Source organism: Parapedobacter defluvii (assembly GCF_014642075.1).
Taxonomy (GTDB): domain Bacteria; phylum Bacteroidota; class Bacteroidia; order Sphingobacteriales; family Sphingobacteriaceae; genus Parapedobacter; species Parapedobacter defluvii.
Genome location: NZ_BMIK01000001.1, coordinates 283,219 through 306,821, shown reverse-complemented (window position 1 = coordinate 306,821; position 23,603 = coordinate 283,219). Strand labels below are relative to the sequence as shown.

Sequence of the window (23,603 nt, the reverse complement as noted above, 5' to 3'; positions counted from 1 at the left end):
AATACCCGGCCAAATTTGAAATACACTAATTGTTTAACTCAATCAGCATATGTACAAAAGTATGAAATTTGACCTAAGTCCAGCGGGCCTTCGATACCTGCTTCCCTTTTTATTCACCTTCTTTTGCATGGTATTCGCCCCCCTGCTTTCCCATGCACAAAATGATCCCCTGCAACGGCGTATTTCTGTCCAGGCTACGGGAATTACGTTGACGGAAGCATTTGAACGCATTGGGGAAGTTGCCCATTGTACCTTTTCTTACAGCAACACATTGTTGGATTTAGACCGGCGAGTAAATCTGCAGTTTACGAATGCAACGGTCTCTGACATACTCGTGCAGCTCCTGGGCGATGGTATCAAAGCTGCCCGTACCAAGGGCAATCAAATTCTTATTCAGGCGTCACAAGGCAAAAGCACCATCGTCGGAACCGTGCAGACCTCCGACGGCAAACCCGCGCCTTACGTAACCGTGGGTATCCAGGGGTACCGCAGCACACGTACCGATGAACGGGGCCATTTCAGGCTCGAAAATGTGGAACCCGGATCCTATCAATTAAAAGCAACTTCGGTTGGATACGGCAACGAACTGCATGCGATCGAAGTGGCGGCCAACCAAACCCAGGAAGTAGGCTTCACCCTTCAGCAGATGGGGCAGCTATCTGAAGTGGTGGTAACCGCTAGCCGCGTGCAGGAAAGCATCGACGAAGTGCCTTCCTCCGTGACGATACTCAACACCGCGCAGATCGAAAAGCAGGCGACCATCAACAACTCGATCAGCGAAATACTCGGTTTTACTGTCCCGGGCCTCGGCCCGTCAACCAATAAGGCGACCAACTCCGGCCAGACACTCCGTGGGCGCAGCGTGTTGGTGCTCATTGACGGTATTCCCCAGTCTACGCCACTGATGAATGGCAACCGCGATATCCGCTCCATCGACCCTGCGGTCATCGAGCGTGTGGAAGTAATCAAGGGAGCTACCTCCATTTACGGTAACGGATCGGGAGGCGGTATCATCAACTACATTACCAAAAAACCCGATGGGAACAAGAAAATTGCCGGACAAACCACCGTGGGTACCAATGGCCATCCGGCGTATTTAGCCAATACGGTTGGTTACCGGCTATCGCAAACGCTCCACGGCACACTTAATAAATTTTCGTACGTAGTGGGCGGTACCTATAACTACAACGGTGTATTCAAGGATGCCGACGGCAATGTACTTGCACAAGACGACGGACTGAGTCAGACTTATTCTTACAACATCTTTGCAAAAGCTGCTTACCAACTCAACGAGGTGAGCAATCTGACGCTTTCTTACAACACATTCAAAAGCCTGCAGGAAACCGACTACATCAACCAGGATGGTGTGTACGGTGAACGACCCGCGATCGGCGTCAAAGGCGAGTACCCCGGTGCACCGGCAGGTACTCCGCAGAACCACAATGCGTACCTCACCTATCGCCACGAAGCACTTCCCCTGCATACGTCGCTGGAACTGACGGGCTACTACCACCGGTTTCTTTCAACCAATCGATACGTAGCGAGTTCGTCAGGCTGGTACGGCCCCGGACAGACCCAGATCAGCTCCAAAAAGCGGGGAGTACGTTTAAACCTGAGCACCCCATGGGGCGGGAACGTGTTGAAGGGAAATGTGGTCTACGGACTGGATCTGCTTGGCGATGTAACCAGCCAACCCCTGCTCGATGGCCGGATTTATGTACCTGATATGAACATGACAAACTTTGCACCCTATGCGCAGCTGAAGGCAGATATTGCCCAGTACCTGATCTTCAAGGGAGGTATCCGATACGAAAACGCCCAAGTGAAGATAGCCGACTTCAATACCTTGGCCAAGGGGCCGAATGGAGAAGGGGTTATTGCCGTGACCGGAGGGACCATTTCTTACCGCGCTACCATGTTCAATGCGGGGTTCCGCTACACCAAGTTCGATGCACTCAATCCGTTTGTGAGTTTTTCACAGGGGTTTGGACTTAACGAACTGGGACGTATTGTACGAAGTGCCGAAGAAAGTACGCTCTCACAGGTACAGACTGACCCGATCATTACCAACAATTACGAAGCGGGTGTTAGCAGCCGATTCGGCAAATTCCATCTCACCGCTGCTTATTATATCAGCACGTCTGAATTGGGAGCCAATTTGGTGGATCGCGGCGATGGCCACATGATTCCACAACGGGCTCCGGAACGTGTCTACGGGTATGAATTGACTGCAGACGCCTATCTGCTACCGAACCTATCAATAGGAGCAACCTATGCTTATGTAGAAGGTAAAGCCGAATTGGAGAATGGTACCAAGCAATACCTTACCGGCGCACGCATAGCACCTCCCAAAGCGACGGCCTATGTGTACTATGCTCCGGCTGAAAAGCTTGAACTACAACTCTTTTGGGCACACACAGGCAACCGCGACCGCTTTGCTCCCCAAGACAACGGTAAATACCGGAATGCAGAGGGGCCTACCAAGGCGGTCAACCTGGTTAACCTGAATGCTTCCTATCAGTTTAACCGGGCCTTGCGTGCAAGCCTCGGTGTGGAAAACCTGTTCAACAATGCATATTTTCCCTTTTACAGCCAATATAATGCACGGAACGAACAGTACTACATGGGCAACGGTGCGAAGGCTAATCTAAGTATTAGCTATTCTTTTTAACACCATGCTTAGCCGGTTAAATGGATGGTTGCACCTGTGGCTGGGTATCGTTACGGGCCTGGTGGTCTTTATCGTGAGCATCACGGGATGTATCTACGTATTTACCGATGAACTTAAGGCAATATGTTACCCCGATCGCCTATTCGTAACGCCGACGAACCATACGGTGCAGCCGCTGTCCGTTATGCTGGCAAACGTCCAAGAAGCCCTTGGCAACGAATATGAAATCAGCCGATGCGATATCCATCCCGCGCCCAATCGCAGCTGGACCTTCCGGGCGCTGGATATCAACCCTGATGGCTTCGGCCATTGGGGTTATTTCCGCTATAATTTCCGTGTATACGTGAATCCCTATACGGCTGAAGTCATCCATGTGGAAAATACCAACAACGAATTTTTCCAGCTTGTACTTGCCGTGCACACCCACTTATTGCTTGGGCATAAAATCGGTCAACCTATCGTCGCGTATTCCGTGTTGATTTTTGTTTTTTTACTCCTCAGCGGACTCATCCTCTGGTGGCCAAAAAAATGGACGCGAAAGGCGCTCAAACAAAGTTTTCAAATCAAATGGCGCGCTAAATTCAAACGGGTCAATTACGACCTGCACAATGTCCTGGGATTTTATACCCTCATTCCCGCTCTGGTATTGGCCGGAACGGGATTGGTTTTTTCCTTCACCTGGGTTGATCAATCGCTATACTTCCTGTTCAGCGGAGGGCAGCGAAAAGTAGAGCGGGTAGTTCCGGTGACTATGCCTCCGTCCACTACCTCAACCTCATCACTGGATCGGGCATTGAACGATGTATTGCAAAAATACCCCAAAGCCGATATGGTGTCCATGCGCGTCCGGGATAAGCCCACTGCACCCTATGATTTTCAGATCCGACAACTAAAAAGCCGTACTTATTATTTTGAATGGTCTTATTACGATCGGCATACGGGTAAATTGTTAAGCAGTTACGGAACAGACGGTCTCAACGGGGCTGAAAGAATACGGGCCATGAACTTCGACCTCCACGTGGGATCATTCCTCGGATTACCCGGTAAGATACTCGCCTTCCTCGCCTCGCTTGTTTGCGCGTCGCTACCCATCACCGGTTTTCTCATCTGGTATAACCAAAAATGGGGTAAAAAGAGCCAAACCACTAAAATCCGCCGGCAAAACTGTCCATGACACGCATCACTTCGCGACCCTCTTGTGCACTGCAGGGGTTGGGACCTTCTTCCCGGAAATAGGCAACAACGGCAGCAATCATCGGCTGCTGTACGTGGGCAGGCGGTTCAAATGCAAAACGCCGGACTCCCTGTTCGTTGACCAGTTCGATCGGCTGATAGTTGAATACGGAGAACGATATCCGTCCTTCCGAACCGATCACTTCACAGACATCCGAATCTTCGGCTACGTTAAATGCCCATTGCCCATTGAAAAGCACGTTATTTTCAAATAAAATCTGTCCGGATACGACATCGGCAGCACGGTATAGCCCCGCTTGATTATGTGCAATACCCTTGCTGAACGCAATGTTTCCAAAAAAATAATACATCAGGTCGATCTGGTGCGGGGCCAGATCGTGAAACAGCCCCCCGCCCGATTGCGTTGGATTCAATCGCCATTGCATACGGGGAGATTGCATGGTTTCTGCAGAAAGCGGCTGCTGATGGTAGCGTAGGCTGGCGATCCTCGGTACACCGATATGCGAATCAATAAGTTCTTTTACCTTTTTGAAATAGAGCTGTTCCCGCCGGTAATGGGCAACCGTCAGTTTGCCCCGATGGGTTTGCTGCAACCGCAACAGTTCGTCTGCTTCGGTTGCGTTCAACGTCATCGGCTTTTCGAGGTATACCGGCTTTCCGGCCCGAAGAGCCGCCGACGCATAAAACACATGTGAATCCGGTGGCGTTGCAATGTAAATTGCATTCACTTCCGGGTCGTCAATAAGCTGTTGTGCATCAGAATACCACCTGGGCACCCCATGTCTTTCCGCATAGTCCTTTGCTTTGGCGGCATCCCGGCGCATAACAGCCACCAAATCGGAGTGTTCGATTTTTTGGAATGCAGGGCCGCTCTTCACTTCCGTTACATCTCCTACGCCGATAATTCCCCAGTTTATTTCCATATGTTCTAAATTTAATCGTACAACATTTAATCGTGCAACAATCCCTTCTCTTCCAATGTCTCCCTGATTTCGGTGTTTTTATTCCAGAATTTCGTTTCGATCTCGCCAAACGCTGCCTTAAAAGCCGGCTCATCCTTAAAACGTGCAACCATGATATCGTCCTTAAATAAGAGGACCCAATATTGGTAATTGTCTTCCTTTGAAAATAAACGAAGGTGATTGATCACATCGGGAACATTGCCCCGGTATGCGGCGTACATCGCTAGGTTCATGTGTTTATAAATCGATTGATCGGCATCGGCAAAAGCTTTGAAGCGGGCAAAACAACGTTCGGATTTCTCCCGGTCGCCCCGTCTGGACCAAAGGATGGCCATGTCTAAATCGACCGTCGGGAAAAAATCCAGCTGCTGTGCTTCGCGCAATTGCAAAAAACGCTGGTAATAGCGAAACGCAGCCTTATCCTTTCCGGTATGAAAATACAACTTGCCCAGCTCCTGCAGGATGTGCATCTGATTCGAATCTTTCGCCAATTGGGTCTGCAACAGCTTTTCTGTCCGGGCAGGATCCCGGTATTTTGCATATACGACCACTGCCCGGACCCATTGCGCAAAAGAATTGTCCGGATTGTAGGCTAACGATTGCTCGATATACCGCAGTGACTCGTCGATAAAGCCCGTCTGGGCTAACGCGTTACTCAGGTGCAGGTAGTTAAAACTCGTGGTGGCACTGTCATTCGCAGCCGGATCCAACCGGATTCCCTGAAGGGCGTATTCCAGGTATTTGGCGGTATTGGGCACATAGCTATTGTAGAAATCGGAGAGGAAATGGATGACCAACGCCGAATTGGGTTTGTACTCCAGTGCTTTTTCCAGGTAGGGAATCGCTGACTCATACGCCTTCTGGTTGACGTAATATAATCCCTTGGCAAACAAACATTCAGCCGAAGATGGATCGTATAACAATGCCTTGTCTGCGTTTATGCCGATTACCTCGCCATACTGCCGTTGCACCTGAAATACATCCAGGTAGTAGTACGCAATTGCCTTCACGGCATAGGCGAGTGCAAATTCAGGGTCACGTTCAATCGCCTTGTCGAGCAGTGAAACAGCGGTTTGCAGATTCTCCCGCCCTCCCTGACGCGTCCGTTCCGTTGCCTTCAAAAACAGGTCGTAGGCCACCAGATCCGTGGTCGGTATCCGCTCAATCCGTTTCTGTTCTTCCCACGTTACAATCGCGCGAACCTCGCCGGCGATATCTTTGGCAATTTCTTGCTGGAGCCGGAAGATATCGGTCACCTCCCGTTCATATTGCCTTGCCCATAGGTGGTTGTCTTTCTGCGCGTCTATCAACTGGATGTTGAGCACGATGCGGTTGCCGATTTTCTGTCCGCTCCCCTCCACTACATAGCTGACGTGCAGCTCGTCGGCCAATTCGGGAATAGACTTGGCAGTATGCCGGTACTTCTCGGCCGAAGTCCGGCTGACCACCCGCAAATCTTTTATCTGCTGCAGGTGGTTTAATGTGGCTTCCATCAATCCATTGATCAGATACCGATTGGTTGAGTCACTGCTGTCATTTTTGAAAGGCAAAACGACGAGGGATTTTTCGAGCGGCTCTTGGGATGCCGGACGGGTCGCGAGGTAGATACCGATGCCGACCGCAACCACCGCGATCAAAGCGCCTGCAAGTAAGAGCCGGGATCCGAAGCGCCTTTGTCCCGGTGTTCCGTTATCTGCAACAGGCTGTCCGGCTCCCCGCCGCTTCCCTGCCTCTCCCGGTGGATAACCGTAATACTCACGGAAACATTTGATGAAATAAGAGGTTCCGCTGAATCCCACCCGGTGGGCTACCTCCGAAACGGTGAAATCGCCGCTACCCAGTAACTCCATGCTACGCTTCAACCGGATTTCCCGGATCAGTTGACTCGCAGATTGATGGGTAGCATGCTTAATCCGCCGAAGCAGATTGGACCGACTCATATGCATCTTAGCCGCCAATTCAGACACGCCGAAGTGCTCGTCTGACAGGTTTTCCATAACCGTAGCGGCTACCTGGGCAATGAATTGGTTATCAATGGGAGAAGAATCAGACATGGTTCACTGCGCATTGCATCAACAAACAAAGATAACAGTTGCGGGAGTACTTGCGCCATAATTTATAGGAATGCGCCATAATTTTCATCCACGTTATCAAACTTGACACATTTTTCCGCATAGCTGCTGTTCCAAAACCGTGAGGTAGCAGACCTTTGTTTCGTTCACAAATCAATCCGTAATTGTATCTGTTAAATTCACACGATCATGCACATTCCACACACATTTCACCAAACTGCCAACTGGATCCTGTTCCTTTGTGTCGCCTTTATAGCGGCCTGCACAGGCGACAATCGTTCCACACAACAAAACGCATCCGCAAACGACATTCATACGGCCGTAGCCACCGGCGATGAAGCAGCACTTCGGCAATACCTCGCCGCGGGCAAGGATATCAACGTTAAGGATCCTTTCGGCGGATCAAGTCCGCTCATCACCGCAGCAGTGTTCGGGCAACCTGAGATGGCTAAGCTTCTTATTGATGCAGGTGCCGACCTCAATTTCCGGAATAGCGAAGGTTCTACCGCCCTCATCAGTGCCGCTTTCTTTGGTCGGCGTGAAATTGTCCAACTGCTGTTAAATGCCGGGGCAGATAAAACCATTAAGAATAAATACGGTGCAACCGCATACGAATCTGTCGCTGCGCCTTTTAAGGAAGTAAAAAGTACGTACGATATGGTGGGTAAGGTGTTGGCACCAATGGGATTGAAACTTGACTATCCCCACCTCGAAAAAGTCAGGCCGGAAATCGCAAATCTGTTAAAGTAACCAAACAATCCTTCCCATGCGTACATTAGAAAGAAGGTATGACATCGATTGGATCCGGGTTATAGCCATCGGTCTGCTGTTAATATACCATGTAGCCATCGGTTTCCAGCCCTGGGGTATTGCGATTGGGTTCATCGGTAATGACCAACCCTGGTTATCCCTTTGGATCCCCATGACCCTGCTGAATGTATGGCGGATTCCGTTGTTATTCTTCGTATCCGGCATGGGAGTTTATTTTGCCCTGCGCAACCGCACCTGGAGTCAGCTTGTACGGGAACGCGCCAGACGGATCCTGCTACCATTCCTATTTGGCATGGTGGCGATCGTGCCGGTTCATATATACCTTTGGCAACGTTACTACCATTTTGACCCAGGTTATACTCCCGGCCCGGGTCACCTCTGGTTTTTGGGCAACCTGTTTAGCTATGTCGTCCTCTTATCCCCGGCCTTTCTCTATCTAAAACGGCAGGAAGGTCAACGGTTTGCCCGTTGGGCAGCAAATGTATTGCGTACGCCATTGGGGTTGCTCCCCGTGTTTGCCCTATTTATCGCGGAGGCATTGATCCTTCATCCGATACCATTCGAACTGTATGCAATGACCTGGCACGGATTTTTCCTGGGATTGCTGGCTTTTTTCTTCGGTTTCTTTTTCGTGTGGTGCGGCAGCCCATTTTGGAATATGCTACTCCGCTGGTGGTGGCTATTTTTTACAGCTGCTGTTGGTCTCTTCGTTTTGCGACTGATCTTTTTTCAACCGATGGCTCCCCTCTATTTGCTATCCATAGAGTCCAACTGTTGGATCCTCACTGTCTTTGCATTGGGCTATCGGTACCTCAATCACCCCAGCAAGGTGTTAAGTTACCTAAGTAAAGCTGCGTATCCGATCTATATCGTACACATGATCTTCCTCTACTTGGGGTCGCTGCTTATCTTTCCACTTCCCATCCCCGTGCCGATCCAGTTCCTCTTGGTTTTGTTGTTTACCACAGCAGGATGCTTTTTATCGTACGAGCTGATTATCCGGCGATTAAGATTCCTAAGGCCTTTGTTTGGGTTGAATTGACCGGCAGCTCCATTTCTATATTATTTCTCAATTCTAATACTATTTTACCATTATCACGCCAACCCATTGGATTCCATATCCGAAATCAGTAAATTAGCATCACTAACTTACTGACCAGGCTATGAAAGCTGTAGAATACCGTTTGCCCAAGGAGTTTGACAAATCCTTTATCGTATTTACCGAACAGGGCACTTATTTTCCCTGTCCCTGGCACTATCATCCCGAATATGAGTTTGTCTTGGTGAATAGAAGCACGGGCAGACGAATGGTAGGTGATCACATCGGGCATTTTGATGAGGGCGATCTGGTCTTTATGGGCCCTGCACTCCCCCATGTATGGGTGAATGATGCCGCCTACGTACAGGGTCAGGCCAAGCAGGAAGCCAGTGCGGTAGTCGTGCATTTCGTGGAAGATTTCCTGGGTGAAAATTTCCTCTGCCTACCTGAAATGGAACCGCTCAAAAAAGTGCTTGATTTATCAAAACGTGGCTTAGTCATCAATGGCAGGACACGGTTGCAAATCAATTGCTTGATGAATGCGATGATCGGCGAAAGCGGACTAAAGCGCCTATCCTCGCTTTTTGCTATATTTGACATTCTTGCCCACAGCACCGATTACGAACCATTGGCCAGCCCCAATTACATGCAGCATACCCAGGGATATTATTCAGATCGGTACAGCAAAATCACAGATTATATCCTGCGCAATTTCCACCGCGAAATCACGTTGAACGAGGTAGCATCCGAAGCCAGTATGGCCACCACCACTTTCTGCAATTTCTTCAAAGAACACTACCGGATGACGTTTGTGGAATACCTGAACACCATCCGCATCGGCCATGTATGCAAATTGCTGGCAGACAGCGATGAAAACGTGGTAAACATTGCGTATGAGTGTGGATTCAACAATTTAGCCAATTTTAACCGGCAGTTTAAGCGGCTGAAAGGGATGTCGCCGAGTGAATACAGACGCATGCTGGAGTTGAAGTCCGCTTAGACCTTGGTGCTATCCTTTCAAATTCTTGCGCAAGAATCGTAGCCAATTACCGTGAAAAATCCGCTGAATATCCGCCTCGGAGTAACCGCGAGCCACTAATATTTCCACCAACCGTTGCAGATCACTGATGCGATCAAGGTCATATGGAGATTGCTCCTTTCCGTAACCACCGTCCAGATCACTCCCGATTGCGATGTGATGGGTATTTCCCGCCAATTCACAGATGTGATCAAAATGATCGACGATACGCTCCAAACAGACGCCTGCTGTTTCCGGATCTGAAACCCCTCTTTCCCAACGATTGTGAAGCATCCACGCATCAAAAACACCCCCAATCACTGCATCCCGGCGAATGAGCTCACGGATCTGCTCGTCGGTAAGCTGTCGTTGGTGGTTTACGAGCGCCCGGCAATTGTGATGACTTGCCCAAACTGGCCCTTGAAAAATATCGAGTGCCTGCTTAAATCCCTCGTCGGTAAGATGCGTCACATCCAGCACCATATTCAACCGATCCATTTCGCGAAGCAATTCCCTTCCGGCAGCTTTAAGCGGTCCGGAACTACCCGTTCCGGGTGCATATCGTCCATCACCGTAGTGCGCCGGCCCAATCGCTCGTAGACCATAGGCATAGGCTTTTTCCAAATAGGAGAGGTCGACCAGCGAATCAGCTCCTTCCAGACTCAGTATGTATCCGATGGGTTTATGCTCGTTAGGTACCGACTTATCGTTCCATCGTGCGATATGCTCCTCAAGCGCAACACAATCGGCAATTTGTACCATCTCGCCCGCTTCTTCCATTGCCCGGTACCAGGCCAGTTGGCCCTGTGTTTGAGCCCAGGCTTGCTCGGGCGAATTCCAACCACTCAGTGGACTCCCGGGTGCTACATACCGTGCAATCTGCGTGGCGACCACCAGCCCGATTTCCCCTCTTCTCAGGTCTGGCAATGACACGGTCCCTTTACCACGGTCAGGCTTGTCATTCAGCCCCGCTTCGCGTTGGCGGATCGCTTGTACAGGCTTTTTCAAATCCCTGTTCCACTCCAGGGCATTCATTGCCAAATCCAAATGGGCGTCGATCAGTAACATGATGGATTATTTTTTTCTGATTCCAGTTTCTCTTTTACAATGTCAACCGGATACTTCAGTAGCAAATGTCTCTTCCCACATCCGGGCTTCCTTAAACAAAATTAACGCCTATCGGCATTCGATGCTAATACAATACGACTGTTTTCTTCTAAACCATCCATAAAATTCATTAAACATAATCCATATCTTTGGGAATGATGAAAAAATGGTCACTCCACAACAGGTCGCGTCTGACGTTAACACTCTCCCTATTACTCGGATACGCGGCCACCGTAACAAGTCAAACATTGGTAGAACGATTGGGCTATCCCAAAAACGCCATACTCCTCATCGTCAATAACGATGATGCGGGGATGTGCCATGCAGCCAATACAGGAACCATCAAAGGCCTCCAGGAAGGGCTGATTTCTTCTTCCACCATCATGTTTACCTGCCCTTGGGCAACGGAAATTGTGGATTTCGCGAAAACCCATCCGGATAAGGATTTCGGAGTGCACCTTACCCTAACATCGGAATGGAAGCACTACAAATGGGGGCCGGTTGCGCCGATCGACCGTGTCCGCTCACTGGTTGATAGCAATGGGTATTTCTGGAAAGGAGTGCAAGAAGTTTACCAACATGGCAATGCCGAACAAGCGTATGAAGAGGGTAAAGCACAGATTGAAAAAGCATTGTCGTATGGATTGCCCATCACACATATTGATTCGCATATGGGAACTTTTCAATTGGATCCCGCCTATTTTGAACAATATGCGCGTTTAGCCAAAACATTCAATCTTCCCCTACGCATGGCCTCCCAATCTACGTTGGAAAAATATGGCCAGGGTGGCATGCGCGAAAAATGCATCCAACTGGGATTGGTGTTTCCCGATTATCTGATCTACGAAGAGCTGCAGAACTATGGAGAAGTCGAAGATTTTTGGGTAAACATCATCGATAACCTGAAACCGGGTGTGACTGAATTGTATCTGCATGCTTCCGAGCTGACCCCGGAGCTGGAAGCCATTACCGGAACGGCCCGTAAACGTGCCGATGAATTAAAAGCTTTTACCGAGAGCAGCAAGATCAGAGAAGCCTTAGCTAGAAAAAATGTACAGCTCATCAGTTACCGGCCATTGCTGGAATTACAACGGGCGTCAAACCCCTGAACATTTAATCCATCCCCCCTATATCCATCACTGTGCAGTATATCCCCCATCAATCACTACAGCTTGTCCTGTGATTCCTTTGGCCCGATCACTGGCTAAAAAGATAACATAATCCGCAATTTCACAAACGTCAAGCAATCGCCTTTGCGGTACCAACGGATAAATCACTTCTTCTAAAACATGTTCAACCTCAATATTACGTTGCTTGGCTATATCTCCCAATTGATTCCTGACCAGGTCAGTATCCACATAACCTGGACAAAGGGCAATTACCGTGATTCCGTGTAATGCCCCTTCCAACGCGGCAACTTTTGTCAACCCTATGACACCATGTTTGGCACTGTTATAAGCCGCTTTGCCTACAAATCCCACCAAGCCATTAATGGAAGCCATGTTGATAATCCGGCCAAATCGCTGTGCTTTCATAATCGGAAAAGCATGTTTTATGGAATAAAATGGTGCGGTAAGCATGATTTTTACTAACTGCTCAAACCGTTCGGAAGGAAAATCCTCGATCATTGAAACATATTGCACCCCAGCATTATTGATGAGCACATCCAATCGACCATATGCAGCAACAACGTGCTGAATAGCTGACTTCAATTGGTTTTCGTCCGTCACATCGCAACCGATTCCTATGGCCAGATGACCCTGCTCGACTAGCAGATTTGCCTGCAATGTCACAGCAGCCCCATTCAAGTCCGTAAGACATACCGTATAGCCATTCTCAGCCATTGCTTTTGCAATTTCAAGGCCGATGCCTCCTGCGCTTCCTGTAATGAGTACTACCCTGTTATTCATATCCTTCACAATTAGGCATTCAATCCGCCATCCATTAGGATATTCTCTCCGTTTATATACGCCCCCGCATCAGATGCTAACAAAACAACCAGTCCTTTGATATCATCCCGGTTTGCCATCCGGCCCAAGGGAACCTTTTTGCAATAGTTTTTCAGAAACTGCTCCGGCTGGTCATTAAACAATCCTCCGGGGCTGATGCAATTGAAACGTACATTTTTGCCTGCATGCATTTTGGCCATGTACCGGGTCAGGTTAATCAAACCCGCATTATGGAAGAAATAATCCGGAGGTAGGTCACCCATGTCGGTACCCTCATAATTGGACAAATCGGGTCCCTTCATCCCCATCATGGAGGCGATGTTAATCACGCTGCCTCCGCCCGAGCGAACAATTAAATCCGTCATTTCCCTGAGCAGGTGAAACATCCCCGTAGCGTTGTCCCGCATGGATAACTCAAATTGTTCCAAAGGCGCGCCATACCCTTTCATCGGGCGTGATACGGCATTGTTCACAAAACCATCCAGCCTACCAAACCTTTCCGTAATCTGCTGCTTTAATGTATTTACAGAATCGGGAATTGCCTGATCCACCACCAAAGCGTGCACGTCATAGCCAACCTGACGGAAGGATTCCGCTGTACCCTCCGCACTCTTTGGATCACGGGAGGTGGTGATCACGGTAGCATCGGCTTCAGCGAGCCCTTCTACAATGCACTTGCCGTATTTACCCGAGCCTCCGGTAACCACAATCACTTTATTTTTTAAACTCAATAGTTCCTTTACATTCATGGCAATTTCTTAGGATAGTAAAATACGTTTTCCGTTTTCCAAACGACTTTCATTCGCCGCTAGGATCACGTTGATGAGCTGATAGGTATCTTCGAAACGCAAACGCGGTTTTCCTTCCTGTACGGATCGGACAAATTCGATCATGTTATCGCGGAACATCGAATAGGAATTCCGGATATCAACCAGCTTCCAATGGTTGGTTCCAAAAAAAGATACTTGAAAGGTACCAGAAATGGAATTAAACAGATGAAGCATGATATCCGGACCATCAGCCGTCTGCACATGGACAATTTCCCGATCTAATTCGCCGATATGCTGCACACTCAACGGCTTCAAATCTTGCATCACTGCAAATATGGCCTCCAGCAGATGAATACCGTATTTCTTCCAGTCTTTTTTTCCCACCGCCGTAATTAATTCGATGCTTCCCAGGCTGGACAACTCCTGTTTGGCAACACGGCATTCGTTGGCATAGCGCATGGAAGAACACGACATAATGAATCGTCCATTCCGAACCTGGTCTGCAAACCATTCCAGATCTTCGCGCGAATAAGCCAGGGGCTTATCAATAAAAACAGGAATTTTTGCTTCAATAAACGGCTTAGCCATTGCCACATGATTTTCGGGATCATCCCGTCCCAAAATCACCGCATCTACCTGGCCCACCATCTCATCCAATTGCGCTACTACGGACGCAATGCCCGACGAATGTGCAATGCTTTCCGCCAGGGTACGTTCCTGGCACCACACATGGGTCACGGTTGCATCCGGAATACCCAATGTATCCCGGTTAGCTTCCAAATAAGCGGTTACAGCCGGGTACCCCAACCGACTGATTTCGTTCCCGTCAAAGCGTCCATTAATGATGGAAGACCAAGAGTAGGGATGTGCATTCCCTTCGCTCATGCCGATTATACCGATACGAATCATAACCATCCGTTTTTATCCCATTCTGCTAAATTCAAAAACGCTGGGTCCGGATAGGCTAACGCCTGAGCCTCCTTCAACAAGTCATCGTCCATGTATACACCTTTGACAGCGTTCAGCGCATCTTCGAGATAGGCCTGTTTGTCAATCCCTACCAACACGGCAGATACCTCCGGATGAGCCAATGCAAATTTTGTTGCCAACTGAGGCAAATCGGTAAACCCTGCACGCAACAACTCTCGATATTTGGCAAGGTGTGTTTCGACGTCTTTGAGAGCTGGATGTAATTTGGCCCTCCGGTCGCTCAGCATGCCCCGCATCAGCACGGACCGGACGATGATACCGATTCCGTTTTGGGCAGCATCGTTAAAGTATTGCCCCTGGCTTTGATCCATTAGGTTGAAGGGCAATTGGATGGCGTTCCACACGTGGGCTTGAATCGCCTGCCTCGTTTCTTCGGTTTTATAAACGGATACTCCGATGGCCCTCACTGTACCCTCTTCTCGCAATTTCGTGAATAGGTTGAGAACGTCTTCATTGGCCAGCAAGTCTATATCTGCATAATGAACCATGTACAGATCGATGTAGTCCGTGCGCAGTGCCCGTAAACTCTCCTTCAGAGACGTACGTACCAGCTCATTAAGCGCCGCATACGGGGGGATTTTCCCTTCGGAATCTCTGAGATGCCGGCATTTGGTTGCTAGAATCGTTTCCTGCCGCCTACCGAAAAAAGCGTTCCCCATGATGCGCTCACTTTCGCCATAGAGCCTCGCCGTATCGAAAAAATTGATTCCGTGGCCCAGCGCATTGTGCAGCAGTTTAATGGCGTCCGCCTCGGTCAGCATATCTGCCTCACTTTTTACGCCAATCCCATAGGGAATGCCGATTTCGACTCCCCCAAATGCAATCTCGGAAATCTGTATACCGGTATTTCCCAACGCTCGTTTCTTCATTTCCGTTTATTTATTGTTCCAAATACGATTTGCCCTGTGTTCCTTTTTGGCCAAACGTCCCAACGATATTTCGGCAGTAATCCCTCAATCCGACTACATCGGCTCCCACACTCACAAAATGATAGCCCATATCCGTCAAATCCTGCAGGTTTGCTGATGAACCGACGGTAGCTGCATATTTCCCATACCGATTGGCTACTTCGGCCACACGCCTCCGTGTCTCCAATAGCAGCGGATGATCCCATTGTCCCGGAGCGCCGATGCCTTGGCTGAAATCACCGGGACCGAAGAACAACATATCAAATCCATCTAATTGAGCAATTTCCTCCAATTCATCCAACGGCTCAGGATCTTCAATCTGCAATACAATGAAGCGCTCACGATTGGCTGACACTAAATAATCGTTGAAATCCAGTGCGGTATACGCTCCATCCGCATTGCCTCCATCTATCGGCCGCCGACCAACGGGATGAAAACGGGTCATATGTATCACCTTTTTAGCATCTTCTAGGCCCATTATATGGGGCACCAGTATACCTGTTGCGTCCATTTCCAATGGCTTGACGTAGTCACTGTACGAACCACGCGGCACACGCACCATCAGATCGGCATTATGTGCTTTGGTTGCCCATACATGGGAAGCGATGACCGACCAATCCTGACCAATGTGCTCTAAATCTACCCACACACAATCGAAACCGGCAATCGCGGCGATCTCGGAAACCTGAGCATCTTTCAGGTTAACTTTAAAACAGCTGGCGATGCCCCCCGATCGTAATTTATTTAATACCCTGCTTTTTCTCATCTTATTAAATTATTTATGCGCTCGTTATACTCGGTTTGTTCTTTATCGGTGATGAGGCTTACATTATTCATCGATTGGCTTGGCTTTAGGTTTTAGCCGGAATAATAACAGTGCGCAGACTACCATGCTTAACGCGGCTAACTGAAATATCAGCGTAAGATTTACTTGTTCATCCCGCAAAGCTCCGGCAATATAAATCCCGATCCCACCAATAACGCAACTACACAGATTCAAAAAGCCGTAACCCGTTGCAAGATAGCGTTTATCTGCAATCATACCCAAGATGGGCATCATGTTGGCGTCAATAAATGGCCGTGTTAATGCATACACCAAGAAACCGATAACTGTTACCCATAGCAGCATCGTGTAGCTGGCTACAAAAACAGCAGGTACTGCAATGAGGAACCCGATGGCAGGCAACCACATCCGTGCCCTGGAATTCGTCTTAGACCACCAGTCGGCCAACGCCCCACCGCCAATGACGCCGACCAGCATAGCCGGGAAAAAATAGGCCGTGGAATAAATACCTGCCTCCGTTTGGGAAAGGTTAAATCTTTCCTTGTAGAAAGTGGGCAACCAGCCGCTTACCATCCAACTGATCGCTCCGGCTATTCCCCAGATGATCAAAACCATGATGAAAGAAGTATCACCGAATAATCGCTTCAGTGCCTCCCTAAGATCTGTTTGAGCTTCTTGCTGATGGGTATCCAAATCCCCTGCCTTGATTTCAGCTTTCCGGTCGTGCAGGAAAAACACTAAGACAAAGGCATACCCAATGCCAACAATACCGAAAATACTGAAAGCGTGATTCCAACTATGCGCTTCCGCCAACCATCCGCCGATAAAACCGAGGCTTTGACCAACCATGACTCCAGCCACATGGATACCGGTAGCTGTAGACCTTGTACTGCCGGTATGCCAATCCATAATCAATGCCATCGCAGCGGGAATATAGCATGCCTCACTGATTCCCATTAACGCCCTCGCCGCCAATAATTGTTCAAAGGAAGTTGCCATCGAGGTCAACCACGTAACCAACGACCAAAAGAATAAACTACCGATAATGACCTTACTTCGATTAAATCGATCGGCAAGATAGCCCGCAAACGGACTGGCAAACCCGTATACCCAAAGAAAGACAGATGTTAACAAACCGAATTCAGCATCCGTCATGGGGATGGCTTCAACGATGCTTGACCGCATGGTGGTAATCGTCATACGGTCGAGATAATTAAGCGCCCCAACTATGCACAGAAGTGCTACTAAAAACCAGGGGTAAAATTTTCGATTAGTCATTAATCAACCTTCCCTTTATTTTTACAATCGCATAAGCTGCCATCGCATGGACATCGGCATCATATTCTTGCAAATTTCTATCCGATATTTCGGTATATATCCTTATCAATTGATTCAATTCGTTAGCGCCTCCTTTTTCAGCAAAAGCACTAAAAACCTGCAATAAATGTATTTTCTCATCTAAAAACACTGTTAACCTGTTCTTTATAGGCTGTAGCTCTCCGACTGCTGAATCCGGCACCGTCAACCAAGCAGTAGCTAACAAATTGGCATAAACCGATTCATCTCCCTGAAATCCCATTGCAACCGTTTTGATTTTATCCCAGTCCGCGATCTCAAAAGGCTTTAGATAACGAAATACATATGAAATAACCGGAATAAGCTCGTCACGTTCCTCCCGTATAGATGTGGCCAACAAGGAAATGCAAGTTGCTCTGACCGAGTCCATCCCTACTTCCTGATTATAAGCAGCGTTCCAAAGCCGATAGATTGCAAATGGGTCAATAACCGAATCCTTAATTTGTCTTACCCAATCGGGTGAAATTCCCGGCGCGGCATGTTTCAACTTGGCCAACGTTTCAATGGCATGAGGGCGATCGGGGCTGGTGGGGTTAGAGTAGACTTCAACAATTTTATTTTCCCATTTCCAACGTTCTTGCTTGGTTTGGGCCACCTGCGCCAGTACCCGCCAAATGCCAATTCTATATTTCGGCGTATTTCTAAATTGACGTTCTTCCTCCAAAAACACATTTTTTACCTCATCCGTATATTCGTTTTCCCAAATGAGGAATTCGGCTACATGTACTTTAATCCATTCTTTTTCTGTGTGTAACAGGGAACGCAAATCAGACAATGGTTCGTCGTTTCTCATATCTGGAATTATTTTCGGATCAGCAAGTACTACAGTTGAAAGCAGTATAAACCCACCCACTATCAATATTGATAAAAACTTAACCTTTTTACATTCGATTACCAACATGTCCACCCCCCATCTACAACAAGTGTCTGCCCCGTCATATAGGAGGAAGCATCGGCTAATAAGAAAGCTACGACCCCGGCTATTTCATCTGGTCTACCAACGCGTTGCATCGGCACCTTGTCCTTTAATCGTTCAACGAAATCCGGATGCTGACTTTGCACCATTGGGTTCGGGAAAGGTCCGGGAGCGACGCAATTGCACCGTACATGTTGACTCGCCCAATGGACTGCCATATATTTGGCCATCTGACTGATTGCCGCTTTCCCAATACCGTATTCTATCGGATTTTTATTCATGGGCTGACGATACACCGAAGGGTAAGGCGCCACGATACCATACATACTGGAAAAAAGTACAATACTGCCGCCACCATTTGCAGCCATTTTTTGACCAATAAGCCTGCTGATGAAAAAAGGGGCTGTGATTCCACTGTGGTTTACTTCATCAAATTCAGCGTAAGTCAATTCCTCAAATCGCCGGTTACTGGATGCATAGGTTAGATTAACAAACCCATGGGGGCACTTTTGATGCATTAACTCATTTTCAATAAAAGAAGATACTGCATCCAACTTGTTAGCATCTAAACTGATCCCGGTAATCTTTGTCGATAATGTGGTTTCTTGGATCAGTTTTTCAGCTTTACCTCCCATGTCTATGCATACCACATTGCTTCCCATTTTTGCTAATAACAGCGTAACAGCAGTACCTAAATATCCTGCCCCACCTAATACCCAGATGGTTCTATTTTCTAAGTCAAACAATGAATTTGCGGCAATCATATCAATTTGTTGATGTTAACTTTTGACCGGAAGGCAAACATCCATTTTCTTTGAGAATGTCGAGCCACAAACGATAACCTGCCGCTGTCAAGTGCACACCATCCCAGGTGTAAACAGATTTTAGCCTTCCATCGGAACCGACGAAGTACTTATATAGATCGATTACTTGTATCGATTCATTCGTACCCAGCATTTTCAATTCGGCATTGATATCCAGTATGTGTTTTGCCTTACCATAGTGACTTTTCAATTTTTCAAATGACTCATTTGTTGGAAGCAGCGTATGAAAATAGATTTTTGTTTTTGGTGAAATTTCCTTAATTATTCTAATCATACGTCGATAATTAGTTAAGATAACACGATCTGGAATATTACGTGCAAGATCATTAATTCCGATCATAATAAAAATACGGTCGGGATGACCTTCCGCAATGTATGGCAGTCTTTCCAACACACCATAGGTTATATCTCCGGGTATCCCCCGATTCCTGACATATCGATTATTCAACATTTCTGTCCAATTCCCCCAAAACGTAATACTGTTCCCCAAGAAAATAATGTCATTTTCGGATCGTGAATATTGTCGGGATTGCTCCACAAGAAACGGATAAATATCCGGCCTATATAGGCTATCCCATGTCGATTGGGCAGCAGCGTTGGCCACATAAAGCAGAAACACAACAAATGATATAGATTTCAGCATATTATATTGCATCGCTACTGTATATCAAAAAAATCGGGTAATATCTTTCTTGCAGCAGCACGCACTGCAACGACTTGTTTATCATCAGCGCTCTTATATGGCCAGCGTAATCGGGTATTTGCCGGTATTTTACCTCCCACAGCAGCTAACAATTTATCCAAAGCGGGGTCGGAGTACCCCCTTGAGGCTAACGGGATGATTTCCTCATCAAAGAATTTCCTTACCATATTTTCAATCAGCATGCCTCTTTCCACATCAGATAGCATGATGTCATACCATTTTCGGGCAGCGTCTGGATTAATGCAAGCTACATTGGAATAAGAACCAGATCCAATCTTCTCCTTTATTCCGGTTGCTAGATGATGTCCAGGAATGAACACGGACATCCTTTGATTCAGTTTTCTCATATCCGCATATCGGTCCGGAGTAATCATTGCGATCTTAATGCCTATAAGACCAGGAATATGATCGGAAAGGTATTCCAAATCCTTCACACTTAACTTTGTCTTCGCATGCCCGGGTAAATAAAGTACAATGGGTATTGGATTCGCCTCCTCAGCTATTTTGATCATAAAAAGAATTTGTTCTTCAATTGTCATCGGTAGCCAATCGGGAAAAATTACCTGAAATGCCTGTGGATTCAGCGCCTTGGCACGTCTGATTCGTTCTAGGGAAATAATGGGGCTCATATGACTAGCACCGATCTGAAATGCACGCTCCGTTCTTTTACACCGTTCTGCCAGCATTTCATTGATTTTATCAAACTCCACTTCCGTCTGATTATAAAATTCTCCAGCCGTGCCATTGGAATAGATACCATGTAGTGATGTTCTCACCAAAAAATCGATCCCTTCATTCAGAAGCGGGTAATCAATGGTATCATCGGTGTTAAAAGGAATCTGCAACGTTCCCCAAACTCCTTTCAGCGTATTGGGTTGTAATGGATTTGCGAACATATGGATTACGATAAATATGCTTTTATTATTTTTCAGCTTTTTCCAATATCCACTTGACTGTTCCCATGTGATAACGATGGTGGGCGGTGGTTCCGGCGGCATAATATGCCGTCACGATTTCTCCGGAAGCAAGCTGCACGCTGGATGGATATCCTGAATCTCCGCTTGATAGGTCATCTATCAACGTTATTTCTTGACTCCACGTGATTCCATTATCGTCACTTACTTTGGCTTTAATACCGAATCTGCCAGCATTACGGTTACCGTAGGTCAGCAATAACTGCCCCCCTTTCAACAACATAATATGCGCTGGGATCTGCCGCAATTCCGTTATTGCCCTAATTTTTTGCCATGTATAACCGTCGTCTTCGGAACGGAACAAGTTGACATGTGCTTCGGTTGAGCTCCTTGCAGCAGCTAGCCAAACGTTATCTTTTACCCGAAAAAGGGCTGTTTCGTTATGTTGTTCAATGATATCAACCATCTTTTTCCAAGTATATCCATCGTCGTCACTTCGAAATAAAGTCACCTTATCTTCCCTCCGGTCCCTTGTAATTGAATAGCACGTTGTCCGCAATGATCCATCATCCGCAATGAAAATATCACCAAATGGAATATATTCCGTCCTTCCTTTCTCTGCCGGGGGAAATGAGTGTTTATCAACCGTCCAAGTTTTCCCTCCGTCTGAAGACCGGGAAATCCATGCTTTGATAATAGCTCCTCTTGAAGGGTTAGGTGCCTCTGCAGGCTTAAGTAACCAGCCGGATGACAAAACCAGCAAATCACCATGCTTTGTTAATCCAGCAGCCACATTCGTCCGGGTGGTCGCTGTTGCATCGTGCAGTGCAGGAGTTCCATGTTTTTTCCAGTCGGTCCCATCCTTACTTGCCCAGCATTCCACATCACCTTCCACCAAGCCATGAGAAGGTTTATTAAAAATGGTGGCAATGATTGTACTATCACCCAACATGGTTAAATTGGGCCAAGCACATACACTGTCTACAGAAATATACCTTTCTTTAATTTCCGCACGATAAATAGGGGGCTCTACATTGCTAAGATGAGCAATTGGGTCAACCAACAACAGGCCGCCCAATAAAAAAGTACAAATTGTAGCAATCATCGATTTAATTGTTGTCTTGAAACATTATTTAAAGCACTCAAACCTTCTTTCAATACCCTCTGCTATTTTCTCCTTTCTGGCCATATAGATAACTCGGATAATTCCAGTTCTTTTTGTTACTGGAAGTCGAGATTGTATCGTGTTCTATAGTGAGCAATTTCAACTTATCCGGAAAGCGCAACGGATCGTCAGTATCTTTTTGCCATTGCTTCAGTGCTCTAAATAGTCGCTCTTTTTCTTTTAAAAAACGTGGATCTTCAGAAACATTGTTATATTCCCACGGATCGTTTTGGAGATCATATAGTTGAATTTGAGCAGGTCTTTCCCAGTCGTCATACATTTTTTTTATAATATCGGGTGAACCTATCAGCTCCTTCCGCTTGGGGCCACCCATAAACACGGGATTTGACAGGTCTGATAAATAAGAAGTTGCTAATGGATTAGTCCTATCGGATAGAAGCGTATAGATTAACTTAAAGCGATGATCGCGGACGGCTCTACGCGGAAAGTAAGATTCTTTATAATCACAATTTTTTTCCGTGAATAGGTATTTTCTAAATCGATGATTGGGATTCTTCAGAAGAGGCAGTAAACTTGATCCTGTCATGGCATCCGATTTCTCTAAATCAAGTGCGTCTAATATTGTTGGAACAATATCTACAGTGGACACCAAAGATTCAGAAACCATGCCTCGTTGGGTTTCACCGGGCCATTTAACAATGAAGGGTATACGATTGGAAGCCTCATAGACATCGTATTTTCCCCGCGCCATCTGGTCTCCATGATCAGACAAATAAATCACCAATGTGTTATCTTCCTTTCCCGATTCTGTCAGCATTTGTACAAGTTCTCCGATGCATTGGTCCAATCGTAAAATACAGTTGTAAATATTCGCAACATAGGTTCTTATGGTTTTATTGTCCCATCCGATATATGGAAAAACCGATATATCATCTGGTGATACCGTTTTTAAGGGTCGTTGTTCCACCTGCGCTTGAAACGGCCAATGGGCATCGGGGAAGTTTACCATCAGAAAAAAGGGCGCATCGGATGCATTGATAAAGTCACGTGCATATTCGCTATATCTTTTCAATGAACGTTTTTCAAAATTCGAATCCTTAATTGGATGATAATCAATTGGAAAATCACTTTCTGGATTCACGTGTAATTTTCCGATCATTCCTGTTCTATACCCTTCTCGTTTTAGAATCCGGTAGATATTCTCAACAGCTCCTACATAATGATATCCATGCGTGGCCAATCCCAAATGCCCATTTTGATGTGGGTATAAGCCAGATAATATTGAGCTGCGGGAGGGGCTACAGACGGATTGTGTTACATAAGCATTGTAAAATAAGACACCCTCATCTGCAAGCGCATCCAAATGAGGGGTCTGGATAACAGAGTCTCCGTAGCAGGATAAATGTTGACCGTGGTCCTCCGAGATGATAAGTAATATGTTTGGTTTGCGCTCAACCGGCCTATAACCGCAGAAAAGCAGAAATATGATAATACTCTTTAAATAAAATATACTTCTGCTGCACTTCATG

At 47.0% G+C, this 23,603-nt stretch carries 21 protein-coding genes; 6 read left to right on the top strand and 15 right to left on the bottom strand.

From position 1 onward, the window contains the following. Nucleotides 1-61 precede the first annotated feature (61 nt). Both IEX60_RS01090 and IEX60_RS01085 read left to right on the top strand, forming a co-directional pair. Complete coding sequence (locus IEX60_RS01090; protein WP_229717345.1) at nucleotides 62-2,671, top strand: TonB-dependent receptor domain-containing protein; 2,610 nt, start codon at nucleotides 62-64, stop codon at nucleotides 2,669-2,671. 4 nt (nucleotides 2,672-2,675) lie between these two features. Next, complete coding sequence (locus IEX60_RS01085; RefSeq protein WP_188746526.1) at nucleotides 2,676-3,845, top strand: PepSY-associated TM helix domain-containing protein; 1,170 nt, start codon at nucleotides 2,676-2,678, stop codon at nucleotides 3,843-3,845. Here IEX60_RS01085 and IEX60_RS01080 read toward each other — a convergent pair. Together IEX60_RS01080 and IEX60_RS01075 are read right to left on the bottom strand one after the other, a co-directional pair. Continuing rightward, on the bottom strand, nucleotides 3,817-4,788 hold the full coding sequence (locus IEX60_RS01080) for a Gfo/Idh/MocA family protein (RefSeq protein ID WP_188746524.1): 972 nt from the start codon (nucleotides 4,786-4,788) through the stop codon (nucleotides 3,817-3,819). The two genes, IEX60_RS01085 and IEX60_RS01080, sit on opposite strands and share 29 nt — an antisense overlap. Nucleotides 4,789-4,814: 26 nt before the next feature. After that, entirely contained in the window at nucleotides 4,815-6,881 is a 2,067-nt protein-coding gene (locus tag IEX60_RS01075; protein ID WP_188746523.1) for a helix-turn-helix domain-containing protein, read from the bottom strand. A 207-nt stretch (nucleotides 6,882-7,088) separates the two neighbouring features. Here IEX60_RS01075 and IEX60_RS01070 point away from each other — a divergent pair, with 207 nt between their 5' ends. From IEX60_RS01070 to IEX60_RS01060, 3 genes are all read left to right on the top strand, one after another. After that, complete coding sequence (locus IEX60_RS01070) at nucleotides 7,089-7,649, top strand: ankyrin repeat domain-containing protein (RefSeq protein WP_188746521.1); 561 nt, start codon at nucleotides 7,089-7,091, stop codon at nucleotides 7,647-7,649. Nucleotides 7,650-7,665: 16 nt separating this feature from the next. Continuing rightward, on the top strand, nucleotides 7,666-8,712 hold the full coding sequence (locus IEX60_RS01065; RefSeq protein ID WP_188746519.1) for an acyltransferase family protein: 1,047 nt from the start codon (nucleotides 7,666-7,668) through the stop codon (nucleotides 8,710-8,712). Between the two features lie 121 nt (nucleotides 8,713-8,833). Continuing rightward, nucleotides 8,834-9,709, top strand: a complete 876-nt coding sequence (locus IEX60_RS01060) for an AraC family transcriptional regulator (RefSeq protein ID WP_188746517.1) — start codon at nucleotides 8,834-8,836, stop codon at nucleotides 9,707-9,709. Between the two features lie 9 nt (nucleotides 9,710-9,718). Here IEX60_RS01060 and IEX60_RS01055 read toward each other — a convergent pair whose 3' ends face one another. Further along, nucleotides 9,719-10,795: a dipeptidase gene (locus IEX60_RS01055; RefSeq protein ID WP_188746515.1), complete on the bottom strand. Its 1,077-nt coding sequence runs from the start codon at nucleotides 10,793-10,795 to the stop codon at nucleotides 9,719-9,721. A gap of 194 nt (nucleotides 10,796-10,989) precedes the next feature. Here IEX60_RS01055 and IEX60_RS01050 point away from each other — a divergent pair, with 194 nt between their 5' ends. Then, nucleotides 10,990-11,943 carry a polysaccharide deacetylase family protein gene (locus IEX60_RS01050; RefSeq protein ID WP_188746513.1) on the top strand — a complete coding sequence of 318 codons (954 nt, stop codon included), beginning with the start codon at nucleotides 10,990-10,992 and terminating at the stop codon, nucleotides 11,941-11,943. Nucleotides 11,944-11,970: 27 nt separating this feature from the next. Here the strand turns inward: IEX60_RS01050 and IEX60_RS01045 are convergent, their stop codons facing one another. From IEX60_RS01045 to IEX60_RS00990, 12 genes are all read right to left on the bottom strand, one after another. Then, nucleotides 11,971-12,744 carry a 3-hydroxybutyrate dehydrogenase gene (locus IEX60_RS01045; RefSeq protein ID WP_188746511.1) on the bottom strand — a complete coding sequence of 258 codons (774 nt, stop codon included), beginning with the start codon at nucleotides 12,742-12,744 and terminating at the stop codon, nucleotides 11,971-11,973. Nucleotides 12,745-12,755: 11 nt separating this feature from the next. Then, a complete protein-coding gene (locus IEX60_RS01040; RefSeq protein WP_188746509.1) occupies nucleotides 12,756-13,532 on the bottom strand; it encodes an SDR family oxidoreductase in 777 nt (258 codons plus the stop codon). Between the two features lie 9 nt (nucleotides 13,533-13,541). After that, nucleotides 13,542-14,462, bottom strand: a complete 921-nt coding sequence (locus tag IEX60_RS01035; protein WP_188746508.1) for a Gfo/Idh/MocA family protein — start codon at nucleotides 14,460-14,462, stop codon at nucleotides 13,542-13,544. Then, on the bottom strand, nucleotides 14,459-15,412 hold the full coding sequence (locus IEX60_RS01030; RefSeq protein WP_229717344.1) for an aldo/keto reductase: 954 nt from the start codon (nucleotides 15,410-15,412) through the stop codon (nucleotides 14,459-14,461). The genes IEX60_RS01035 and IEX60_RS01030 overlap by 4 nt, the downstream gene beginning before the upstream one ends. Nucleotides 15,413-15,422: 10 nt before the next feature. Further along, nucleotides 15,423-16,217 (bottom strand): HpcH/HpaI aldolase family protein, encoded by a 795-nt coding sequence (locus IEX60_RS01025; RefSeq protein WP_188746505.1) that lies wholly within the window; start codon nucleotides 16,215-16,217, stop codon nucleotides 15,423-15,425. Between the two features lie 63 nt (nucleotides 16,218-16,280). Further along, a complete protein-coding gene (locus IEX60_RS01020) occupies nucleotides 16,281-17,513 on the bottom strand; it encodes an MFS transporter (protein WP_188746503.1) in 1,233 nt (410 codons plus the stop codon). Further along, nucleotides 17,506-18,492 (bottom strand): hypothetical protein, encoded by a 987-nt coding sequence (locus IEX60_RS01015; protein WP_188746501.1) that lies wholly within the window; start codon nucleotides 18,490-18,492, stop codon nucleotides 17,506-17,508. The genes IEX60_RS01020 and IEX60_RS01015 overlap by 8 nt, the downstream gene beginning before the upstream one ends. Beyond that, complete coding sequence (locus IEX60_RS01010; protein ID WP_188746498.1) at nucleotides 18,483-19,271, bottom strand: SDR family oxidoreductase; 789 nt, start codon at nucleotides 19,269-19,271, stop codon at nucleotides 18,483-18,485. The genes IEX60_RS01015 and IEX60_RS01010 overlap by 10 nt, the downstream gene beginning before the upstream one ends. Before the next feature lies 1 nt (nucleotide 19,272). Continuing rightward, entirely contained in the window at nucleotides 19,273-19,986 is a 714-nt protein-coding gene (locus IEX60_RS01005; protein WP_188746496.1) for a GDSL-type esterase/lipase family protein, read from the bottom strand. 2 nt (nucleotides 19,987-19,988) lie between these two features. After that, nucleotides 19,989-20,930: a dihydrodipicolinate synthase family protein gene (locus IEX60_RS01000; protein WP_188746493.1), complete on the bottom strand. Its 942-nt coding sequence runs from the start codon at nucleotides 20,928-20,930 to the stop codon at nucleotides 19,989-19,991. Between the two features lie 25 nt (nucleotides 20,931-20,955). Continuing rightward, the gene (locus tag IEX60_RS00995; RefSeq protein WP_188746491.1) at nucleotides 20,956-22,053 is read right to left on the bottom strand and encodes a sialidase family protein; all 1,098 of its coding nucleotides are present in this window, start codon (nucleotides 22,051-22,053) and stop codon (nucleotides 20,956-20,958) included. 49 nt (nucleotides 22,054-22,102) lie between these two features. Then, entirely contained in the window at nucleotides 22,103-23,602 is a 1,500-nt protein-coding gene (locus IEX60_RS00990; protein ID WP_188746489.1) for a sulfatase family protein, read from the bottom strand. Nucleotide 23,603 lies beyond the last annotated feature (1 nt).

Excerpts from the sequence above, each read along its gene's own strand:
- IEX60_RS01050 (WP_188746513.1), top strand. The coding sequence starts at position 10,990 with ATGATGAAAAAATGGTCACTCCACAACAGGTCGCGTCTGACGTTAACA.
- IEX60_RS01065 (WP_188746519.1), top strand. The coding sequence starts at position 7,666 with ATGCGTACATTAGAAAGAAGGTATGACATCGATTGGATCCGGGTTATA.
- IEX60_RS01045 (WP_188746511.1), bottom strand. The coding sequence starts at position 12,744 with ATGAATAACAGGGTAGTACTCATTACAGGAAGCGCAGGAGGCATCGGC.
- IEX60_RS01060 (WP_188746517.1), top strand. The coding sequence starts at position 8,834 with ATGAAAGCTGTAGAATACCGTTTGCCCAAGGAGTTTGACAAATCCTTT.
- IEX60_RS01000 (WP_188746493.1), bottom strand. The coding sequence starts at position 20,930 with ATGTTCGCAAATCCATTACAACCCAATACGCTGAAAGGAGTTTGGGGA.
- IEX60_RS01055 (WP_188746515.1), bottom strand. The coding sequence starts at position 10,795 with ATGTTACTGATCGACGCCCATTTGGATTTGGCAATGAATGCCCTGGAG.
- IEX60_RS01090 (WP_229717345.1), top strand. The coding sequence starts at position 62 with ATGAAATTTGACCTAAGTCCAGCGGGCCTTCGATACCTGCTTCCCTTT.
- IEX60_RS01020 (WP_188746503.1), bottom strand. The coding sequence starts at position 17,513 with ATGACTAATCGAAAATTTTACCCCTGGTTTTTAGTAGCACTTCTGTGC.
- IEX60_RS01010 (WP_188746498.1), bottom strand. The coding sequence starts at position 19,271 with ATGATTGCCGCAAATTCATTGTTTGACTTAGAAAATAGAACCATCTGG.
- IEX60_RS01085 (WP_188746526.1), top strand. The coding sequence starts at position 2,676 with ATGCTTAGCCGGTTAAATGGATGGTTGCACCTGTGGCTGGGTATCGTT.
- IEX60_RS00995 (WP_188746491.1), bottom strand. The coding sequence starts at position 22,053 with ATGATTGCTACAATTTGTACTTTTTTATTGGGCGGCCTGTTGTTGGTT.
- IEX60_RS01040 (WP_188746509.1), bottom strand. The coding sequence starts at position 13,532 with ATGAATGTAAAGGAACTATTGAGTTTAAAAAATAAAGTGATTGTGGTT.
- IEX60_RS01030 (WP_229717344.1), bottom strand. The coding sequence starts at position 15,412 with ATGAAGAAACGAGCGTTGGGAAATACCGGTATACAGATTTCCGAGATT.
- IEX60_RS01005 (WP_188746496.1), bottom strand. The coding sequence starts at position 19,986 with ATGCAATATAATATGCTGAAATCTATATCATTTGTTGTGTTTCTGCTT.
- IEX60_RS01075 (WP_188746523.1), bottom strand. The coding sequence starts at position 6,881 with ATGTCTGATTCTTCTCCCATTGATAACCAATTCATTGCCCAGGTAGCC.
- IEX60_RS01070 (WP_188746521.1), top strand. The coding sequence starts at position 7,089 with ATGCACATTCCACACACATTTCACCAAACTGCCAACTGGATCCTGTTC.
- IEX60_RS01015 (WP_188746501.1), bottom strand. The coding sequence starts at position 18,492 with ATGTTGGTAATCGAATGTAAAAAGGTTAAGTTTTTATCAATATTGATA.
- IEX60_RS01025 (WP_188746505.1), bottom strand. The coding sequence starts at position 16,217 with ATGAGAAAAAGCAGGGTATTAAATAAATTACGATCGGGGGGCATCGCC.
- IEX60_RS01035 (WP_188746508.1), bottom strand. The coding sequence starts at position 14,462 with ATGATTCGTATCGGTATAATCGGCATGAGCGAAGGGAATGCACATCCC.
- IEX60_RS00990 (WP_188746489.1), bottom strand. The coding sequence starts at position 23,602 with ATGAAGTGCAGCAGAAGTATATTTTATTTAAAGAGTATTATCATATTT.
- IEX60_RS01080 (WP_188746524.1), bottom strand. The coding sequence starts at position 4,788 with ATGGAAATAAACTGGGGAATTATCGGCGTAGGAGATGTAACGGAAGTG.